At 65.6% G+C, this 16,421-nt stretch carries 15 protein-coding genes; 11 read left to right on the forward strand and 4 right to left on the reverse strand.

The window, feature by feature from the left end; translation table 11 throughout:
• Nucleotides 1-337 precede the first annotated feature (337 nt).
• The 3 genes from U5775_RS06185 to U5775_RS06195 all read right to left on the reverse strand — a co-directional run bounded on the left by U5775_RS06185 (nt 338) and on the right by U5775_RS06195 (nt 4,548).
• Nucleotides 338-2,473, reverse strand: a complete 2,136-nt coding sequence (locus tag U5775_RS06185) for an acetate--CoA ligase family protein (RefSeq protein ID WP_322057247.1) — start codon at nt 2,471-2,473, stop codon at nt 338-340.
• A gap of 125 nt (nt 2,474-2,598) precedes the next feature.
• A complete protein-coding gene (locus U5775_RS06190; protein WP_322057248.1) occupies nt 2,599-3,756 on the reverse strand; it encodes an acyl-CoA dehydrogenase family protein in 1,158 nt (385 codons plus the stop codon).
• A 3-nt stretch (nt 3,757-3,759) separates the two neighbouring features.
• Nucleotides 3,760-4,548 carry an enoyl-CoA hydratase/isomerase family protein gene (locus U5775_RS06195; RefSeq protein WP_322057249.1) on the reverse strand — a complete coding sequence of 263 codons (789 nt, stop codon included), beginning with the start codon at nt 4,546-4,548 and terminating at the stop codon, nt 3,760-3,762.
• A gap of 177 nt (nt 4,549-4,725) precedes the next feature.
• On the opposite strand from U5775_RS06195, the gene U5775_RS06200 reads away from it, so the two are divergent.
• From U5775_RS06200 to U5775_RS06240, 9 genes are all read left to right on the forward strand, one after another.
• Nucleotides 4,726-5,883 carry an ABC transporter ATP-binding protein gene (locus tag U5775_RS06200; protein WP_322057250.1) on the forward strand — a complete coding sequence of 386 codons (1,158 nt, stop codon included), beginning with the start codon at nt 4,726-4,728 and terminating at the stop codon, nt 5,881-5,883.
• A 97-nt stretch (nt 5,884-5,980) separates the two neighbouring features.
• A complete protein-coding gene (locus U5775_RS06205) occupies nt 5,981-7,090 on the forward strand; it encodes an extracellular solute-binding protein (RefSeq protein WP_322057251.1) in 1,110 nt (369 codons plus the stop codon).
• Nucleotides 7,091-7,177: 87 nt separating this feature from the next.
• On the forward strand, nt 7,178-8,053 hold the full coding sequence (locus tag U5775_RS06210; protein WP_322057252.1) for an ABC transporter permease: 876 nt from the start codon (nt 7,178-7,180) through the stop codon (nt 8,051-8,053).
• 28 nt (nt 8,054-8,081) lie between these two features.
• Nucleotides 8,082-8,876: an ABC transporter permease gene (locus U5775_RS06215; RefSeq protein WP_322057253.1), complete on the forward strand. Its 795-nt coding sequence runs from the start codon at nt 8,082-8,084 to the stop codon at nt 8,874-8,876.
• Nucleotides 8,877-8,901: 25 nt separating this feature from the next.
• On the forward strand, nt 8,902-9,618 hold the full coding sequence (locus U5775_RS06220; protein ID WP_322057254.1) for an NAD(P)H-dependent oxidoreductase: 717 nt from the start codon (nt 8,902-8,904) through the stop codon (nt 9,616-9,618).
• Between the two features lie 24 nt (nt 9,619-9,642).
• Nucleotides 9,643-10,392, forward strand: a complete 750-nt coding sequence (locus tag U5775_RS06225; RefSeq protein ID WP_322057452.1) for an electron transfer flavoprotein subunit beta/FixA family protein — start codon at nt 9,643-9,645, stop codon at nt 10,390-10,392.
• Nucleotides 10,393-10,414: 22 nt separating this feature from the next.
• A complete protein-coding gene (locus U5775_RS06230; RefSeq protein ID WP_322057255.1) occupies nt 10,415-11,350 on the forward strand; it encodes an electron transfer flavoprotein subunit alpha/FixB family protein in 936 nt (311 codons plus the stop codon).
• A 35-nt stretch (nt 11,351-11,385) separates the two neighbouring features.
• Nucleotides 11,386-12,024 carry a MarC family protein gene (locus tag U5775_RS06235; RefSeq protein ID WP_322057256.1) on the forward strand — a complete coding sequence of 213 codons (639 nt, stop codon included), beginning with the start codon at nt 11,386-11,388 and terminating at the stop codon, nt 12,022-12,024.
• Nucleotides 12,025-12,076: 52 nt separating this feature from the next.
• Complete coding sequence (locus U5775_RS06240; protein WP_322057257.1) at nt 12,077-13,684, forward strand: 5-guanidino-2-oxopentanoate decarboxylase; 1,608 nt, start codon at nt 12,077-12,079, stop codon at nt 13,682-13,684.
• Between the two features lie 106 nt (nt 13,685-13,790).
• On the opposite strand, the gene U5775_RS06245 is transcribed toward U5775_RS06240, so the two are convergent.
• Nucleotides 13,791-14,444, reverse strand: coding sequence for a TetR family transcriptional regulator C-terminal domain-containing protein (locus U5775_RS06245; RefSeq protein ID WP_322057258.1), 654 nt, complete (start codon nt 14,442-14,444; stop codon nt 13,791-13,793).
• A gap of 238 nt (nt 14,445-14,682) precedes the next feature.
• On the opposite strand from U5775_RS06245, the gene U5775_RS06250 reads away from it, so the two are divergent.
• Entirely contained in the window at nt 14,683-15,519 is an 837-nt protein-coding gene (locus U5775_RS06250) for an ABC transporter ATP-binding protein (protein ID WP_322057259.1), read from the forward strand.
• 93 nt (nt 15,520-15,612) lie between these two features.
• Nucleotides 15,613-16,407 carry a transporter substrate-binding domain-containing protein gene (locus tag U5775_RS06255; RefSeq protein ID WP_322057260.1) on the forward strand — a complete coding sequence of 265 codons (795 nt, stop codon included), beginning with the start codon at nt 15,613-15,615 and terminating at the stop codon, nt 16,405-16,407.
• The last annotated feature ends 14 nt before the right edge of the window (nt 16,408-16,421 follow it).

A 16,421-nucleotide genomic window follows, 5' to 3' on the forward strand; every position in this document is an offset into this window, starting at 1 on the left:
AGGGTGCTACACAAACCAGCGAAGGCGCATGCACCCCACTGGTTTGGGGTTATGCCCCACGGCGCGCGCAGCGCCGCCGGATGTGCGAGTGCCTTGTCACTTCGTCTGGTGGTGCGAGGTGACAGATGCTCCTATACCATTTCCCCTGAACGGCTGTTTGCGGACTTCGTCACACTGGCGGTGTGAGCGGCTTTCTTTGCCTACTTTCTTTGCCGCCGCAAAGAAAGTAGGTGCCGCCCCGCACAGGGGCAACCCTGGCAGACCGACACGAAAACAAGAAAACGCCCAAACAAGAAAACGCCCAAACAAGAAAACGCCCAAACAAGAAAACGCACCATCACCCCACAAGCCGCACCAACGCATCAACCGCCACGGCCCCCTCCTTAGACACCAGCAGCGGATTAACATCAAGCTCAAGCAACGTTCCGGTATGATCCTGCGCGAAGCGCGCAATCGCCATCACATTACGCACCACCGAATCAAGATCAGCAGCCGCGCTGCCGCGGTACCCCGTAAGCAGCGGCCCAAGCTTCAAACCTAGCAGCGCCGCGCGCACATCCTGTTCACTCGCGGGCAGCAGCAGCGTCGCCGTATCGCGGATCAACTCGACCAGCACGCCGCCGCTGCCGAGCACCAGCGCGAGCCCGAAGCCGGCGTCGCGCTTGATGCCCACGATCAGCTCCATCAGCGGCGGGCTCGCCATGCGCTCGACGAGGATGCGCTCGACCGCGACGTCGGGCGCGTAGCGCGCAACGCTCTGCGTCATGCGCGCGACCGCTTCGGCAACGGCCTCGGGCGAATCGAGCCGCAGCGCCACGGCGCCGGCTTCGGTCTTGTGCGGCAGCCGCTCGCTCACCACCTTCGCACACACCGGGAAGCCAAGCTGCGCAGCCGCGGCCGGCGCTTCGGCGGGACTTACGCAGACGGCGTCGGGCACGTCGAGACCGTACTCGGCGAGCCGGCGCTTGCTCTCCCATTCGTCGAGCAAGCGGCCATCGTCGTCATGGCCCGATGCAGCGCGCAGGCGCAGCACCGGCAGCGAGGAGAGGCGATCTTCGGCCAGCCGCGCCGCGCGCGTTTTGCCGTACCACATCGCCGCGCCGATCGCCGCAATGCCTTCGCGCAAACCCTGCAAGGGCGCGACGCCGGCGGCGGCCATGCGCAGCGCGTGCTCGGGCGGCGTCAGTTCGGGAAACACGGAGATCAGCGCGGCCGGCACGCCGTTGGCGCGGGCGCTTGCCGCGAAGGCGTCGGCGGCGATATCGCATTGCGGGCGCTCGCCGGTGTCTTCCTTGGGATAGTCGAGGATCATCGCGGCCGCGCCGGGGCGCTCGCCGAGCAGTGCGTCGCAGCAGGCGCGCATGGCGTCGGGGCGGCCCCAGGGCGTGGTCGTGAAGTCGAGCGGGTTGGCGATGTTCGCGTAGGGCGGCAGCACGGTTCCGAGCATCGCGCGGCCCTGCGCGCTCACGGCGGGAAACCCGATACCCTCGGCTTCGGCGAGATCGGCGACGAGGCCCGCGTCGCCGCCCGAGGTCGCGAGCGCCGCGAGCGTGCTGCTCTTGGGGACGCCGGCGATCGAGAGCAGCTTGAGCGTTTCCACGAGCTCGACCGGGTCGCGTGCGCGGATCACGCCGAGCCGCTTGAAGAGGGTGTCGTAGAGCGCGTCGGAGCCCGCGAGCGAGCTGGTGTGGCTCAACGCGAGCTGCGCGCCCAACTCCGAAACGCCGCTCTTGAGCGCGACGATGGGCACGCCGCGCGCGAGTGCGCGCGTGGCGGCCTCGCTGAACGCACTCACGTCCTTGAGGCCTTCGAGGTGCACGCCGATCGCGCGCACGCGCTCGTCGTCGACGAACGCATCGACAAGCCGCGCCACGTCCACCTGCGCCTGGTTGCCGACGCTCGCGAGATACGCGAAGGGCAGGCCGCGCGCGCTCATCGAGAGGTTGTAGGCGAGATTGCCGCTTTGCGTGATTACGGCGACGCCGCGCTCGACACGCTGCGCGCCGTGCGCCACGGGCCATAGCGCGCTGCCGTCGAGACCGTTTAGCAATCCATAGCAATTGGGGCCGAGCAGCGCCATCTCGCCCGCCGCCTCCAGCAGGCTCGCCTGCAGCGCGGCGCCTTCGGCGCCGGTCTCCGAAAAGCCCGATGCGTAGACCACCGCGCCGCCCGCGCCGCGCGCCGCGAGCTCGCGCACCACGCCGACCGCCGCCGCCGAGGGCACTGCGATAAAGGTCGCGTCGGGCGCGCGCGGCAGGTCTTCGACGCGCGCGTAGCAGCGCTCGCCGTCGATCTCGGCATGCGTGGGGTTGACGAGCCAGATGTCGCCCTTGTAGCCGAAGGCGCGCGAGCGCTGCAGCGCGGCCGCAATGCTGCGTCCGCCAATGAAGGCGATGCTGGCGGGATTGAGAAGTCGATGGAGGTTGGCGGCGAAAGCGGTGTCGCCGCGCTCGGTGGCACGGGTATGGGCCATGGCGGGTGTATGGAGTGGATGCCGGATGGAAATCGATTCGAAGCCGATTGCAAAAATCAGGGCGCTTGAGCGTATAAGCGCATGCGGTGGCGGGCGCACCGTGGCGCGCCCGCCTGGGTCGTCGGCTAGCTATATTGCCGCATGATTTCCTTCGAGAGAATATGTCGCTGGATCTCCGAGGTGCCTTCCCAGATGCGCTCGATGCGCGCATCGCGCCAGAAGCGCTCGATGGGCAGCTCGTCCATGAGGCCCATGCCGCCGTAGATCTGCACAGCGTGATCGGTGACGCGGCCTAGCGTTTCGGTCGCGAGCAGCTTCGCGAGCGCCGCGTCGCCGTCGGTCATGGTGCCCTTGTCGAGCTTGTCGGCGGTGTAGAAGGTCACGAGCTCCGCCGCGCGAATCTCCGTGGCCATGTCGGCGAGCTTGAACGACGTGCCCTGAAAGTCGCCGATGCGCTTGCCGAACTGCTGGCGCGTGGCCGCCCATTCGGCCGCCATGTCGAACGCGCGCTGCGCGCGCCCGATATTGTTGGCGGCCACCATCACGCGCCCGGCGGTGAGCCATTCGCTCGCGAGGTCGAACCCGTGATGCTCCTCGCCGAGGATCTGCGAGACGTGCACGCGGCAATCACTGAGGAAGATTTCCGACTGGTGATAGCCGCGCAGGCTCGTGCAATGCGGGCCGCGCCGCACGGTCATGCCCGGCGTGTCCTTGTCGATCAGGAAGCAGGTCACGCGCTTGCGCGGGCGGCCGCGCCACTCCTGTTCGCCCGTGACGGCGAACAGGATCACGAAGTCGGCGGTCTCCGCATGGCTGATGAAGTGCTTGCTGCCGTTTATCACGTAATGGTCGCCGTCGCGCACCGCGCGCGTGCGGATGCCCATGGCGTCCGAGCCCGCACCGGGCTCCGTGAGCGCGAAGCAGTCCACGCGATCGCCGCGCACGCTCGGCTTCAGATAGCGGTCGATCTGCTCGCCCTTGCAGGCCATCAGGATCTTGCTCGGCCGCGCGACGAACACGTGCAGCGCCCAGCTCGTGCGCCCGAGCTCGCGCTCGACGAGCGCCTGGCTCAGATAGTCGAGCCCCGCGCCGCCGGCGCTCTCCGGCATGTTGAACGCGTAGAGGCCGAGCTCGATGGCTTTCTTGCGGATCGAGGCCGCGAGCGCCGGCGGCACTTCGTCGGCGCGGTCCACGGCGAACTCGTGCGGCTGCAGCTCCTTTTCCACGAAGGTGCGCACCGACGAAACCAGCATTTCCTGCTCATGGGTCAACGAGAATTCCACGCGTTATCTCCCTGCGAATTGTGGGGCGCGCCGCTCTTTCGACGCACGAAGGGCTTCCTGACCGTCTTCGCTATGGCCGCACGCGAGACCGGCGGCGAGCTCGGCCTTGAGCTGTTCGGCGAGCGTGCTCGAGAGCGAGCGTGCGAAGAGGGCCTTGGTATGGCCGAGCGCCACGCTCGGACCGGCTGCGAGCTGCGCGGCGAAGCGGGCGACATGCGACTCGAACGCGTCGTCGTCGACCACTTCGGAAACGAGGCCTGCCGCAAGCGCCTGCGCGGCGCTCCAGCGTTCGTTCAGGAATACGAAGCGACGCGCGACGTCGGGCCGCGCGAGCCGCGGGAGGAACCAGCTGCCGCCCATGTCGGGGCTGTAGCCCATGCCCGTGTAGCCGCAGCGCAGCGACGCGCTGGCGGCCGCAATGCGAAAGTCGCAGGCGAAGCCGATGTCGGTGCCGGCGCCCACCACCGAGCCATTGAGCGCCGCCACCGTGGGGCGCGGAAACGCCGCGAGCAATTGCACGAAGGCATGGGCCTTGTCGGTCCAGCCATAGGTGTCGAGCTCGCCATTGGCTTGCGCCTGAGCCCATTCCTCCACGTCGGCGCCGGCGCAGAACGCGTTGCCGGTGCCCGTGATCACGAGACAGCGCACCGACGGGTCCTGTGCGTAGCCTTCGAGCAGTTCGCGCAGCCGGTCCAGATGAGGACGCGCGAGCGCATTGCGTGCCGCCGGCCGGTCGATGCGCACGGTGACGACGCCGTTGCGCGAATCGATACGGATCTCTTCGGTAATCATGGTTTTCGCCAGTCTCCTGTGTCCCATGCAACGGCGTTGCGCTGGGTTGTTGATTGATTGTGCGGGCCCCCGCGGCGGGCAAGGGTCCGCTCTACTTGCAGCCGCCATTCCGGCATAGTATAAGTTCTGTTAAATGAACGTTCAACCCAAATCGGAAAGACGATCAGGAGACGAAGAGTGGAAGCAGGTCATGCGAGTGCGGAAATGGATGTCGCCTGGCGCGCCGGGGCGGAGCCGGCCAGCGCGAGCCGCGTGGCGGCCGGCGCGGGGCTGCTGATCGACCGGGTGTCCAAGCGTTACGGGAAAGTGGTGGCGGTGCAGGAGACCACGATCGACATTCCGCGTGGCGAGTTTCTGACCATCCTCGGGCCATCCGGGTCGGGCAAGACCACGCTGCTGATGATGGTGGCGGGCTTCGAGCAGCCCACGGGCGGCGACCTGCGCGTGGGGGCGAAAAGCATCGTCGCGCTGCCGCCCGAGAAGCGCAATTTCGGCATGGTGTTCCAGGGCTACGCGCTGTTCCCGCACATGACGGTCGAGCAGAACGTCGCCTATCCGCTGATGGTGCGCGGCCAGAAAGGGCCGGACACCGTCAAGCGCGTGAAGCAGGCGCTCGATCAGGTGCGCCTCGCCCATCTCGCGGAGCGCCTGCCGCGCCAGATGTCGGGCGGCCAGCAGCAGCGCGTGGCGCTCGCCCGCGCGCTCGTGTTCAACCCCGACGTGGTGCTGCTCGACGAGCCGCTCGGCGCGCTCGACCGCAAGCTGCGCTGTGAAGTGCAGATCGAGTTGAAGGCGCTGCACGAGCGGCTTGGCGCCACGTTCCTGTTCGTCACGCACGACCAGGAGGAGGCGCTGTCGATGTCGGACCGCATTGCGATCATGCGCGACGGGCGGCTCGAACAGATCGGCGCGCCGGGCGAGCTTTACGAGCGGCCCGGCAATCGCTTCGTGGCGGATTTCCTTGGCGAAAGCAACTTCATCGAAGGCGAGGCGCTGGGCACGCACGACGGCGCCACGGCCTATCGCAGCGGCGGCCGTCAATTTGTGGCGGGCGCGGGCAGCGCGCGGGCCGGCGACAAGGTCGTGTTCGCGCTGCGTCCCGAAAAGGTCGGCATCGCCACGACGTCGAGTCACGGCGCGCTCAATGAAGTGCGCGGTCGCGTCGTGCACTGGAACTACTTTGGCGCGTCGTTTCGTTTCGAAGTCCAGACCGATGAACTCGGACGCATGATCGCCGACGTGCCGGCCTGGAAGGGGCTCGCCTCGCCGCATACCGGCATGGAGGTCTTCGTGCAATGGGAGCCCGACGCGACCTCGCCGCTTGCGGCCAGTTGATTGCCGCCGGGGCGAGCGGCCCGGCATGCAGCCTGAAGTCTATCTCGCGGTTCATCCATCGGTTCACTCATCGAGCGAAGCATAACAAGGAGACACCATGACGCAACGCCATATGCGCGACCTCATCGAGCAGGCGCGCGATCTCGAGCCCCGCACCGAACAGGGCCGGCGCAACTTCCTGAAGCTGTGCGCGGCGGCGGGCATCGCGCCCACGCTGCTGTCGGTCTGGAGCGGCGCGGCGCGCGCTTCGAACCCGAAGGAGATCGTGCTGAGCGCGTGGGGCGGCGAAGGGCGCACGGCGTTCCGCACCGCGTACATGGACCCGTTCACGAAGGCGACCGGAATTCGTATGGACTACGATTCATCGCCCGACGACGGCAAGATCAAAGCGATGGTCGAGAACGGCAACGTCATCTGGGACGTGATGGACCTCGACGGCTTCGAGGCCATCAAGCTCGGCAAGCAGGGCTTTCTGCGCACGATCGACTATTCGGTCGTGAACCGGCTCGCGCTGCCTGGGCTCGCCTCGGACTATGGCGCGCCCGCCTATTTGCTGAGCTACGTGCTCGCCTACGACTCGCAGAAGTTCGGCGCGAATCCGCCGAAGAACTGGGCCGATTTCTGGAACGTGAGCAAATTCCCGGGCAAGCGCGGGCTGTGGAAATGGATGGGCGGCTCGCTCGAAGCCGCGCTGATGGCCGACGGCGTGGACAAGGACAAGGTCTACCCGATCGACACGCAGCGCGCATTCAACAAGCTCAAGGTGCTCAAGCCCAACGTGCTGCTGTGGGACTCGGGCGCGGACAGTCTCCAACTGCTGCGCGACGGCGAAGTGAGCATGGCCTGCATCTGGCACACGCGCGCGAACGCGATCCAGCGCGAAAGCAAGGGGCGTTTCCGCTATACGTGGGAGCAGGGGCTGGCTTCGTGCGACGTGTGGTCGGTGCCGAAGAATAATCCGGCCGGCGACCAGGTGTGGCAGTTCATCAAGTTCGTGCAGGGCATCGAGCCGCAACTCAAGCTGCTCTCGGCGCTCGGCAACGGGCCGGTGACGCCGGTCGCAACGGCGCAGGTGCCCGCCACGCTACGCGCCGACAATCCGGGTACGCCGGAGAACTGGGCCAGGCAGTGCAAGGTCGATCCGGCATGGTGGGCGCAGAACTACGACGCAACGCTGCAGCGCTATACGGACCTGATGTCATCGTGAAATCCATCGACCGCCGCCGGCCATGACCCCGCGGGCGACGCGCCGAATCATCCGAAACATCGCCGAACCTTCATTGAACGTCGCGCCATGAACACGCTTACTTCTTCCGCGCCCGAACTCGTTGCGCTGCCGCGCAAGCGGATCGACCGCTACTGGCTGCTGGTGCTGCCGCTGCTCGCGCTGCTGGCCGTGCTGTATCTGTTCCCCTTGCTGCGCGTCTTGTGGCTGAGCTTTTCCGTCCCGCAGCCTGGACTGCAGAACTACGCGCGCTTCTTCGACAACGCGAGCGTGCACCGCGTACTGTGGACCACGCTGCGCATCTGCTGCATGACCACGGTGATCTCGGTGGCGCTGGGCTATGCGATTGCGTTCGCGATGGTGCACGTGGGGCCGCGCCAGCGCATGGCGCTGTTCTTCGGCCTGCTGGTGCCGTTCTGGGCCTCGGTGCTGATCCGGGCGTTCTCGTGGCTGTTCCTGCTCGGCGAGCAGGGGCTAGTGAACAGCACACTGATGGCGCTCGGCATGACCGACGAGCCGCTGCAGCTGATGCGCAACCAGTTCGGCGTGGTGGTCGGCATGGTGCATTTCATGATTCCGTATGCGGTGCTGCCGCTCTACTCGAACATGAAGGGCATCGATCCGCAGCTCGCGCGCGCTTCGCAAGGGCTCGGCGCGAGCGCCTTCCTCACGTTCCGCAAGGTGTATTTCCCGCAGACGCTGCCCGGCATTTTCGGCGCGGCGCTGCTGGTGTTCATCTTTTCGCTCGGTTTCTATGTGACGCCGGTGATCCTGGGCGGCGGGCGCACGGTGATGGTGGCGGAATACATCAGCACGCAGATCCTGCAACTGGTGAACTGGGGCAGCGGCGCGGCGCTGGCTTCCGTGCTGCTGATGGCGATTGTCGCGGTGCTGGTCGTGCTCTCGCGCTTCATCAACCTGCGCGAGCTGTTCGGCGCGAAGTAAGCGGCTTCACGGAAATCAAGGAGATCTCATGAATTCCAGACTCACCATCCGGCGCGCACTCGTGATCGGCGTGGCATGGGCCGCCATCCTGTTCCTGCTGCTGCCGCTGCTGGTCTCGGTGCCGGTGTCGCTCACGCCGAACGACTATCTCTCGATGCCGGGCGGCACGATCTCCATGCGCCACTACGCCGTGCTGTTCGAGGACGACGGCTGGCTCGCGAGCTTCGCGCAAAGCGGCGTGATTGCGCTGGTCTCGGCGTCGATATCGGTCACGTTCGGTACGCTCTGCGCGATCGGCCTGTGGAAGATCGCGTCGCCTCGCGGCGAGGCCGTGCGGCTCGTGATCCTGTTCCCGCTCATCGTGCCGCCCATCGTCTCGGCGCTCGCGTTCTACCGGCTCTGGGCCGACTGGCGCCTGCTCGACAGCTACACGGGCACGATCCTCGCCCACGTGGTGCTCACGGTGCCGTATGTGGTGGTGTCCGTCTCCACCTCGCTCGCGACGCTCGGGCTCAAGGTCGAGCAGGCCTCGCGCAATCTCGGCGCGAACCTCTATCAGACGCTGCGCCACGTGATCCTGCCGCTGATACGCCCCGGCGTGCTTTCGGCGGCGGTGTTCGCGTTCATCCTCTCGTGGGACGAACTCGTGGTCACGCTGTTCATTTCGAGCCGCCATATCTATACGCTGCCGCGCCGCATGTGGGACGGCATGCGCGAGAACGTCGATCCGGCGATTGCCGCCGTGTCCACCCTGATGCTCGTCGGCACCTGCGCCGCGATTGCCGTGTCGCTCGCGCGCCGGCGCACGGCTGGCGAACTCTAACTGCTGCACTGGAGAAATAAACAACATGAAGGTATTGATCGTTCACGCCCACCCCGAGCCGCAGTCGTTTACCACCTCGATGAAGGATTGCGCGGTGCGCACGCTCGAAGCGCAGGGTCACGAGGTCATGGTATCGGACCTCTACGCCATGAACTGGAATCCGGTGGCGAGCGCGGCCGACTTCGGCATGCGCCGCAACGCGGACTACCTCGTCTATGCGCTGGAGCAGCGCGAGAACGTGGCCGCGCAGGCAATCGCGCCCGACATCGCGGCGGAACTGGAAAAGCTGCTGGCGTGCGATCTGGTGATCTTCAGCTTCCCGCTGTTCTGGTGCTCGGTGCCGGCCATCATGAAGGGCTGGATCGATCGCGTGATGGTCTCGGGCAAGGTGTATGGTGGCCTGCGCTTTTACGACCGGGGCGGCATGCGCGGCAAGCGCGCGATGCTCGCTTATACGTGCGGCGGCCGCGATTTCATGTTCGGCCCCGATGGCGTGCATGGCGAGATGGACCTCATGCTGCGCCATATGTTGCGCGGCACGCTGGGCTATGCGGGGTTCGAGGTGCTGCCGTCGTTCGTCGCGTATCACGTGCCGTATATCGCCAACGAAGCGCGCGTGGCCATGCTGGAGCACTATGCCGACACGCTCACGAAGCTCGACCAGTTGAAGCCGCTCGAATTTCCGACGCTCGACGACTTCGACTCGGAGATGCGCCCGCGTGCGCTCGCTGTGCATAACTAATTAATCGGTGAGATTGCGATGAGTGTGAAGCTTCTGGTGGGTGTGAAGCGCGTGGTCGATTACAACGTCAAGGTGCGTGTGAAGTCGGACGGCACGGGTGTGGATATCGCCAATGTGAAATTCTCGATGAATCCGTTCGACGAGATTGCCGTTGAAGAGGCGGTGCGATTGAGGGAAGCAGGGGTGGCGACGGAAGTGATCGCCGTGTCGGCGGGCGCCGTGCAGGCGCAGGAGACGCTGCGCACGGCGCTGGCGATCGGCGCGGATCGCGCGATTCTCGTCGAATCGAATGAGGATCTGCAGCCGCTCGCGGTGGCGAAGCTTTTGAAAGCCATCGTCGATAAGGAGCAGCCTTCGTTGATCATCGTTGGCAAGCAGGCCATCGATGATGATTCGAACCAGACCGGACAGATGCTGGCCGCTTTGGCTGGTTTGCCGCAAGCGACCTTCGCTTCGAAGATCACCATCGCCGATGGCAAGGCCACTGTGGCACGTGAAGTCGATGGCGGCGCGGAAACGCTTTCCCTGCAATTGCCCGCTGTGGTCACGACGGACCTGCGCTTGAACGAGCCGCGCTACGTCACGCTGCCGAACATCATGAAGGCCAGGAAGAAGCCGCTGGAGACGGTCAAGCCTGAGGACCTCGGTGTCGATGTCGCGCCGCGCCTGAAGACGCTGAAGGTTGCCGAGCCGCCCAAACGCACCGCCGGCGTGAAGGTCGCCGACGTGAAGGCGCTGATCGAAAAGCTGAAGACCGAAGCCAAGGTGCTTTAAAGGTTAGTGGAGCAAGAAAGAAATGACGAACCTGGTTATTGCGGAACACGACAACGTGTCGATTAAAGCGGCAACGCTGAATGCGATTGCTGCGGCACAGAAGATTGGCGGCGACGTGCATGTGCTGGTCGCGGGTCACAACGCGCAAGCCGCTGCCGAAGCAGCGGCGAAGATCGCAGGCGTTTCGAGGGTGCTGCTGGCCGATGCGCCGCAACTCGAAGTGGGTCTCGCTGAGAACGTCGAAGCGACGGTGCTTTCAATTGCAAAGAACTACTCGCACATCCTTGCGCCGGCTACCGCAGCGGGAAAGAACGTCACGCCTCGCATTGCCGCGAAGCTCGACGTCGCACAGATCAGCGATATCACGGCCATTGATTCGCCCGATACGTTCGAGCGTCCGATCTACGCGGGCAACGCGATTGCGACGGTCCAATCGCAAGACCCTATCAAGGTCATCACGGTCCGCACCACGGCATTCGATGCCGTCGCGGCCGAAGGCGGCAGTGCATCGGTTGAAAAGATCGAAGCAGCAGCAGACAGCGGCCTTTCCCAATTCGTGAACCGTGAAGTCACGAAGCTCGATCGCCCGGAACTCACGAGCGCGAAGATCATCGTTTCGGGTGGTCGTGGCCTGGGCAGCGGCGAGAACTACACGAAAGTGCTGGAACCGCTCGCCGACAAACTCAACGCGGCACTCGGCGCCTCGCGCGCGGCGGTCGATGCGGGCTACGTCCCCAACGACTATCAAGTGGGTCAAACCGGCAAGATCGTCGCGCCACAGCTCTATATTGCAGTGGGAATTTCAGGCGCGATTCAGCACCTCGCAGGTATGAAGGACTCCAAGGTAATCGTCGCGATCAACAAGGACGAAGAAGCGCCGATCTTCAGCGTGGCCGATTACGGCCTCGTGGGCGATCTGTTCGCGGCCGTTCCCGAGTGGGCGAACGCACCGGCCTGATTCCCAATCGCCCAACAAAACAGACCGAGACCACCATGACGTCCAGCGACCTGCTGCTGTTCCTCACGGGCCTGCTCACGTTGTTTTGCCCGCCCGTTGCGATGCCGATGTACGCGGCGGTCACCGGTCATTTCCCCGACGCGACGCAGCGGCAAATCGCGCTGCGCCTGTTCGTGTGGATCGCAGCGGCTATGGTCGCCGCGGTGTGGGCCGGCCAGTTTCTGCTGCGCATGCTGGGCCTCACGCTAGGCGCCTTGACGCTCACCGGCGGTCTCGTGCTGTGCCTGTGGTCGATTCCGATGATGCGCGGCACGCACGCCGACAAGGACGAGCGGCGCGGCGGCACGGGCCGGCTCGAGCACGCGCAGTGGCGCAGCTATATCGCGGTGCCGCTGATCTTCCCGCTCTCGATCGGCAGCGCCGTGATCTCGCTCGTCATCACCACGGCCACGCGCTTTCATACGATTACCGACCTGTGCATCGTGAGCGCCGCCTGCGTGCTGCATGCGGGCGTGATCGCCGTCACGTACCTGTGCTCGGGCTCGTGGTGCAAGCGCCTGAGCGAGATCGGCCGGACCATCGTCGAGCGGCTTTCGGGCATCGTGCTGACCGCCATCGCGTTCCAGATGCTGGCGCAAGGCATACGCGAACTGTTGCCGGGCCTCGCTTCATGACAGATCGGCTTGCCGGTTCCCAATATCTCCACCGATTCATTCAAGACAGCTTATGAAAACAGTCGGCATGTACCTCGTCGAGTTGCTCGCGGCCTATGGCGTGGATACCGTCTTCGGCATTCCCGGCGTGCACACCATCGACCTGTACCGTGGCCTCGAAAGCAGCGGCATGCGCCACATCACGGCGCGTCACGAGCAGGGCCTCGGCTTCATGGCCGACGGCTACGCGCGCGCCACGGGGCGCCCCGGCGTGTGCTTCGTGATCACGGGGCCCGGCGTCACGAACATTGCGACGGCGATGGCCCAGGCGAGCGCGGACTCGATACCGATGCTCGTGATTTCGAGCGTCAACGCGCTCGGGAAAATGGGCTCGGGCAACGGCCATCTGCACGAGCTGCCCGACCAGCGCCAGTTCGCGGGCAGCGTCGCTGCGTTCAGCCATACCGTCACGCGCGGCGAGGAGCTACCGCAAGTGCTCGCGCGCGCATTCGCCGTGTTTTCGGGCGAGCGCCCGCGCCCCGTGCATATCGAGCTGCCGCTCGACGTCATCAACGCGCCTGCGGGCGCATTGCCGTCGCCGCCGCCCGCGCCGAAGCGCGTGCAGGTCGGCCCGGCCGCCGCGCACGCACTGGACGCGCTGCGCGAGGCCACGCGGCACGCGAAGGCGCCGCTGATACTCGCAGGCGGCGGCGCGCTGGGCGCCGCCGACGAGGTGCGCTGGCTCGCGCAAGCGCTCGATGCGCCCGTGGTCATGACCATCAACGGGCGCGGCATTCTCGCGCCCACGCATCCGCTCGCGATCTCGTGGTCGGCTTCGAGTGCGGCCGTGCGCGCGCTGATGCGCGAGAGCGATCTCGTGATTGCGTTGGGTACCGAGCTCGGGCCCACTGACTACGATCTCTACGCGGACGGCACCTTCGTCGCGCCGCGCACGCTCGCGCGCATCGACATCGACGCGCAGCAGCTCTTTCGCAACGCGCCGCCCGACCTGCCGCTGCTGGGCGACGTGGGCGAGACCCTCGCGGCGCTGCGCCGCTCGTGGAGCGAGCCCGGCGCGCGCGCGGAAGGGGCGGGCTCGCCCGGCGCGCAGCGCGCGGCCGCGTGCCGCGACGCGGCCCGGCTCGAAGCCGATGCACAGACGCAGCGCGATCTCGCCTTGCTCGACAGCGTGCGCGAGGCGTTGCCACAGGCGTGCATCGTGGGCGATTCCACGCGCATGGTCTACTCGGGCAACATCGGTTATGCGGCGCCGCGGCCGCGTAGCTGGTTCAACGCGTCGGTGGGCTTCGGCTCGCTCGGTTACGGCTTGCCGGCGGCGATCGGCGCGAGCCTGGGCGACCCGTCGCGGCCGGTCGTGTGTCTCGCGGGCGACGGCGGCCTGCAGTACACGCTCGGCGAGCTCGGCACGGCGGTCCAGCATGGCGCGCGCGTGATCGTGCTGCTGCTGAACAATCGCGGCTACGGCGAGATCAAGAACGCAATGGTGCAGCGTGGCGTCGAGCCGATCGGCGTCGATCTGCATACGCCCGACTTCGTCGCGCTCGCGCAGGCGTATGGCTGGCAGGCTCAACGCGTGGCCGAAGGCGAAGCGTTCGGCGAGGCACTGCAACGCGCGGCCGCGCAGGAAGCGCCGACGCTGATCGAAATCTGCGTCGCATGAAATAGCACTCAAAAACGCACTGCAAAAAAAGCCGCCGCCCTTTAAAAAAGGCGGCGGCTTCTTCATTGACGCGGGCCGAAACGAGCCGAAACGAACCCCAACGCGCTCACGCGCGCTTGCGTATCGCCCTGGCCGTCACGAAGTTCTCGACGGCGCCCAGACAGCTCTGCAGCGCGTCCTCGGCCGTAAACGAACTCGGGTCGCGCGCGAGTTCCAGCCAGAAGCCGTCGATCAAGGCGGTCAGCGTCAGCGCCGCGAGCTCGCTGTCCACCTCCACGCCACGGACTTCGCCGATCTGGTCGAACAGCTTCTTGAGCGCCTGCCGGTAGCCGGCATAGAGCTCCTTGTGCGCCTTGCGGATCACCGGATCGCTATGCACGACGCTCCAGAAGCCCAACCAGACCTTCACGTTCTTCGGCGCGAACACGGGTGACGCGAAGCACACGCGGATGATCGCATCGAGCTTCGCTTCGGGACCCGACGCATTCGCGGCCGCCGCGCGCGAGACCTCCTGAAGATCGGCGGCGAGACGCTTGTAGGTCTGCACCATCAGCTCGTCTTTCGACTGGAAGTGATGGTTGATGAGCCCGCGCGAGACCTTGGCCTCGGCACAGATGCGATCGATCGTCGTGTCCGAATAACTGTAGCGCGCGATGCAGCGCATCGTCGCCTCGATGATCGATTGCTGGCGTACTTCAGGTGTTTCGCGCACGCCGCGCCCGCGCGTGGGCACCGGTTCCTTGCGAGTGGTTTTTGGCACAGTTCACCTTTCACTATCGTTACCCGGCTGATTATATGCGACTGTCGGAAATCTGTTCAATTGACGGGCTACGACCCCAGAGCCACCGGTGCTTCGCGACTCAAAAAGTTTATCGAAACGTGTTGAACCACCGTTCAATAGAACATATACTCGTGAACCCATGAAGGTTGGTTGACCATTCAACAAGCCACTGCGGGCGAGGCTCCGTATCGCTTCAGCAGATGGCACTGGAGACAACATGCTGGCCGTGGCTAACGAAACTGCGGACCCTGCGCAGAACCGCTATGCACAGCGGGAAGGGGGCGCGCAATGTGTGTGCGTCGAGAACCTGCACAAGTCCTTTGGCGATCTGGAGGTGCTCAAGGGCGTATCGCTCAGCGCGAACGAAGGCGAGGTGATCTCGCTGATCGGCGCTAGCGGGTCGGGCAAGAGCACGCTGCTTCGCTGCATCAACCTGCTGGAGATGCCCACGAGCGGCAGGATCGTGGTGGACGGCGAAGAGATCCGCCTCGGCACCGACCGCAAGGGCCGCACCATCGCGTGCGACGCGCGCCAGGTGGAGCGCATCCGCACGCGGCTCGGCATGGTGTTTCAAAGCTTCAATCTCTGGCCGCACCGCACGGTACTTGAAAACATCATCGAAATGCCGGTGCACGTGCTGCGCGAGCCGCGCGCCGAAGCCATCGCCCGCGCCGAGCAACTGCTCGAACGCGTCGGTCTCGCCGACAAGCGCCATGTCTATCCCGCGTTCCTTTCCGGCGGCCAGCAGCAGCGCGTGGCGATTGCGCGCGCGCTCGCCATGCGCCCCAAGGTGATGCTGTTCGACGAGCCCACCTCGGCGCTCGACCCCGAGCGTGTGGGCGAGGTCCTCAAGGTGATCCGCGATCTCGCTTGCGAAGGCCGCACGATGCTGCTGGTCACGCATGAGATGGACTTCGCGCGTGACGTGTCGAGCAAGGTCGTCTTCCTGCACCAGGGGCGTATCGAGGAAAGCGGCACGCCCGAACAGGTGTTCGGCGCGCCGCAGAGCGAGCGTTGCCGGCAGTTCGTCACTGCGCATCAGCAGCGTCGTTGAATGTCATGCGCGCCCGGCGCCGCGAGACACGGCGCCGGCGCACTCGATTGCCTCAGTAGCGTCCAACCCGTTGATCGAAAAAGGTACACCACCATGAAGAAAATGATTCGCGCCCTCGCTGTGGTTGCAACCGCCGCCCTGACGATGCTGAGCGTGCCGGGCAGTGCAAAGGCCGCCGACACGCTGCGCTTCGGCGTGGCCGCCGAGCCCTATCCGCCGTTTCTCATGAAGACGCCCACGGGCCAGTGGACCGGCTTCGAGGCCGACCTGATCCGTGCGCTGTGCGACCAGATGAAGGCGCAATGCCAGATCAAGGAAGTGTCGTGGGACGGCATCATTCCGGCGCTGCAGAGCGACAAGATCGACGTGATCTTCAACTCGATGTCGATCACGCCCGAGCGCGAGAAGGTCATCGCGTTCTCGCGCCCGTACTATGAAACGCCGGGCGTCTTCGTCGGACCGAAGGGCGTGCCGCTGACGCTCACGCCGGCGGGTCTCGCGGGCAAGGTGATCGGCGTGCAGGGCTCCACCGGCAACGCCGAGTTCATCAAGGCCGCCTATGGCAAGACCGCGACGGTGCGCCTCTACAACACGCAGGACGACTGCAATGCCGACCTCGTCGCGGGCCGCATCGACGTGATGTTTCTCGACAAGCTCGGCGTGATCGACTTCCTCAAGACGAAGGACGGCGCCACGGTCGAAATGAAAGGCCCGGGCAGCGTGAAGATGGACCCCGCGATCTATGGCAGCGGCATTGGCGCGGGCCTGCGCAAGAACGATGCGGCACTCAAGCAGCGTATCGACACGGCGCTCGTGCAGCTCCACGACTCGGGCAAATACGACAACATCGCGAAGAAGTATTTCACCATCGACCTCTGGCCGCATTGAGCGCCGCGCGCGCG

Origin of the sequence: Paraburkholderia sp. J63, from assembly GCF_905220245.1 — a bacterium.
GTDB lineage: Bacteria > Pseudomonadota > Gammaproteobacteria > Burkholderiales > Burkholderiaceae > Paraburkholderia.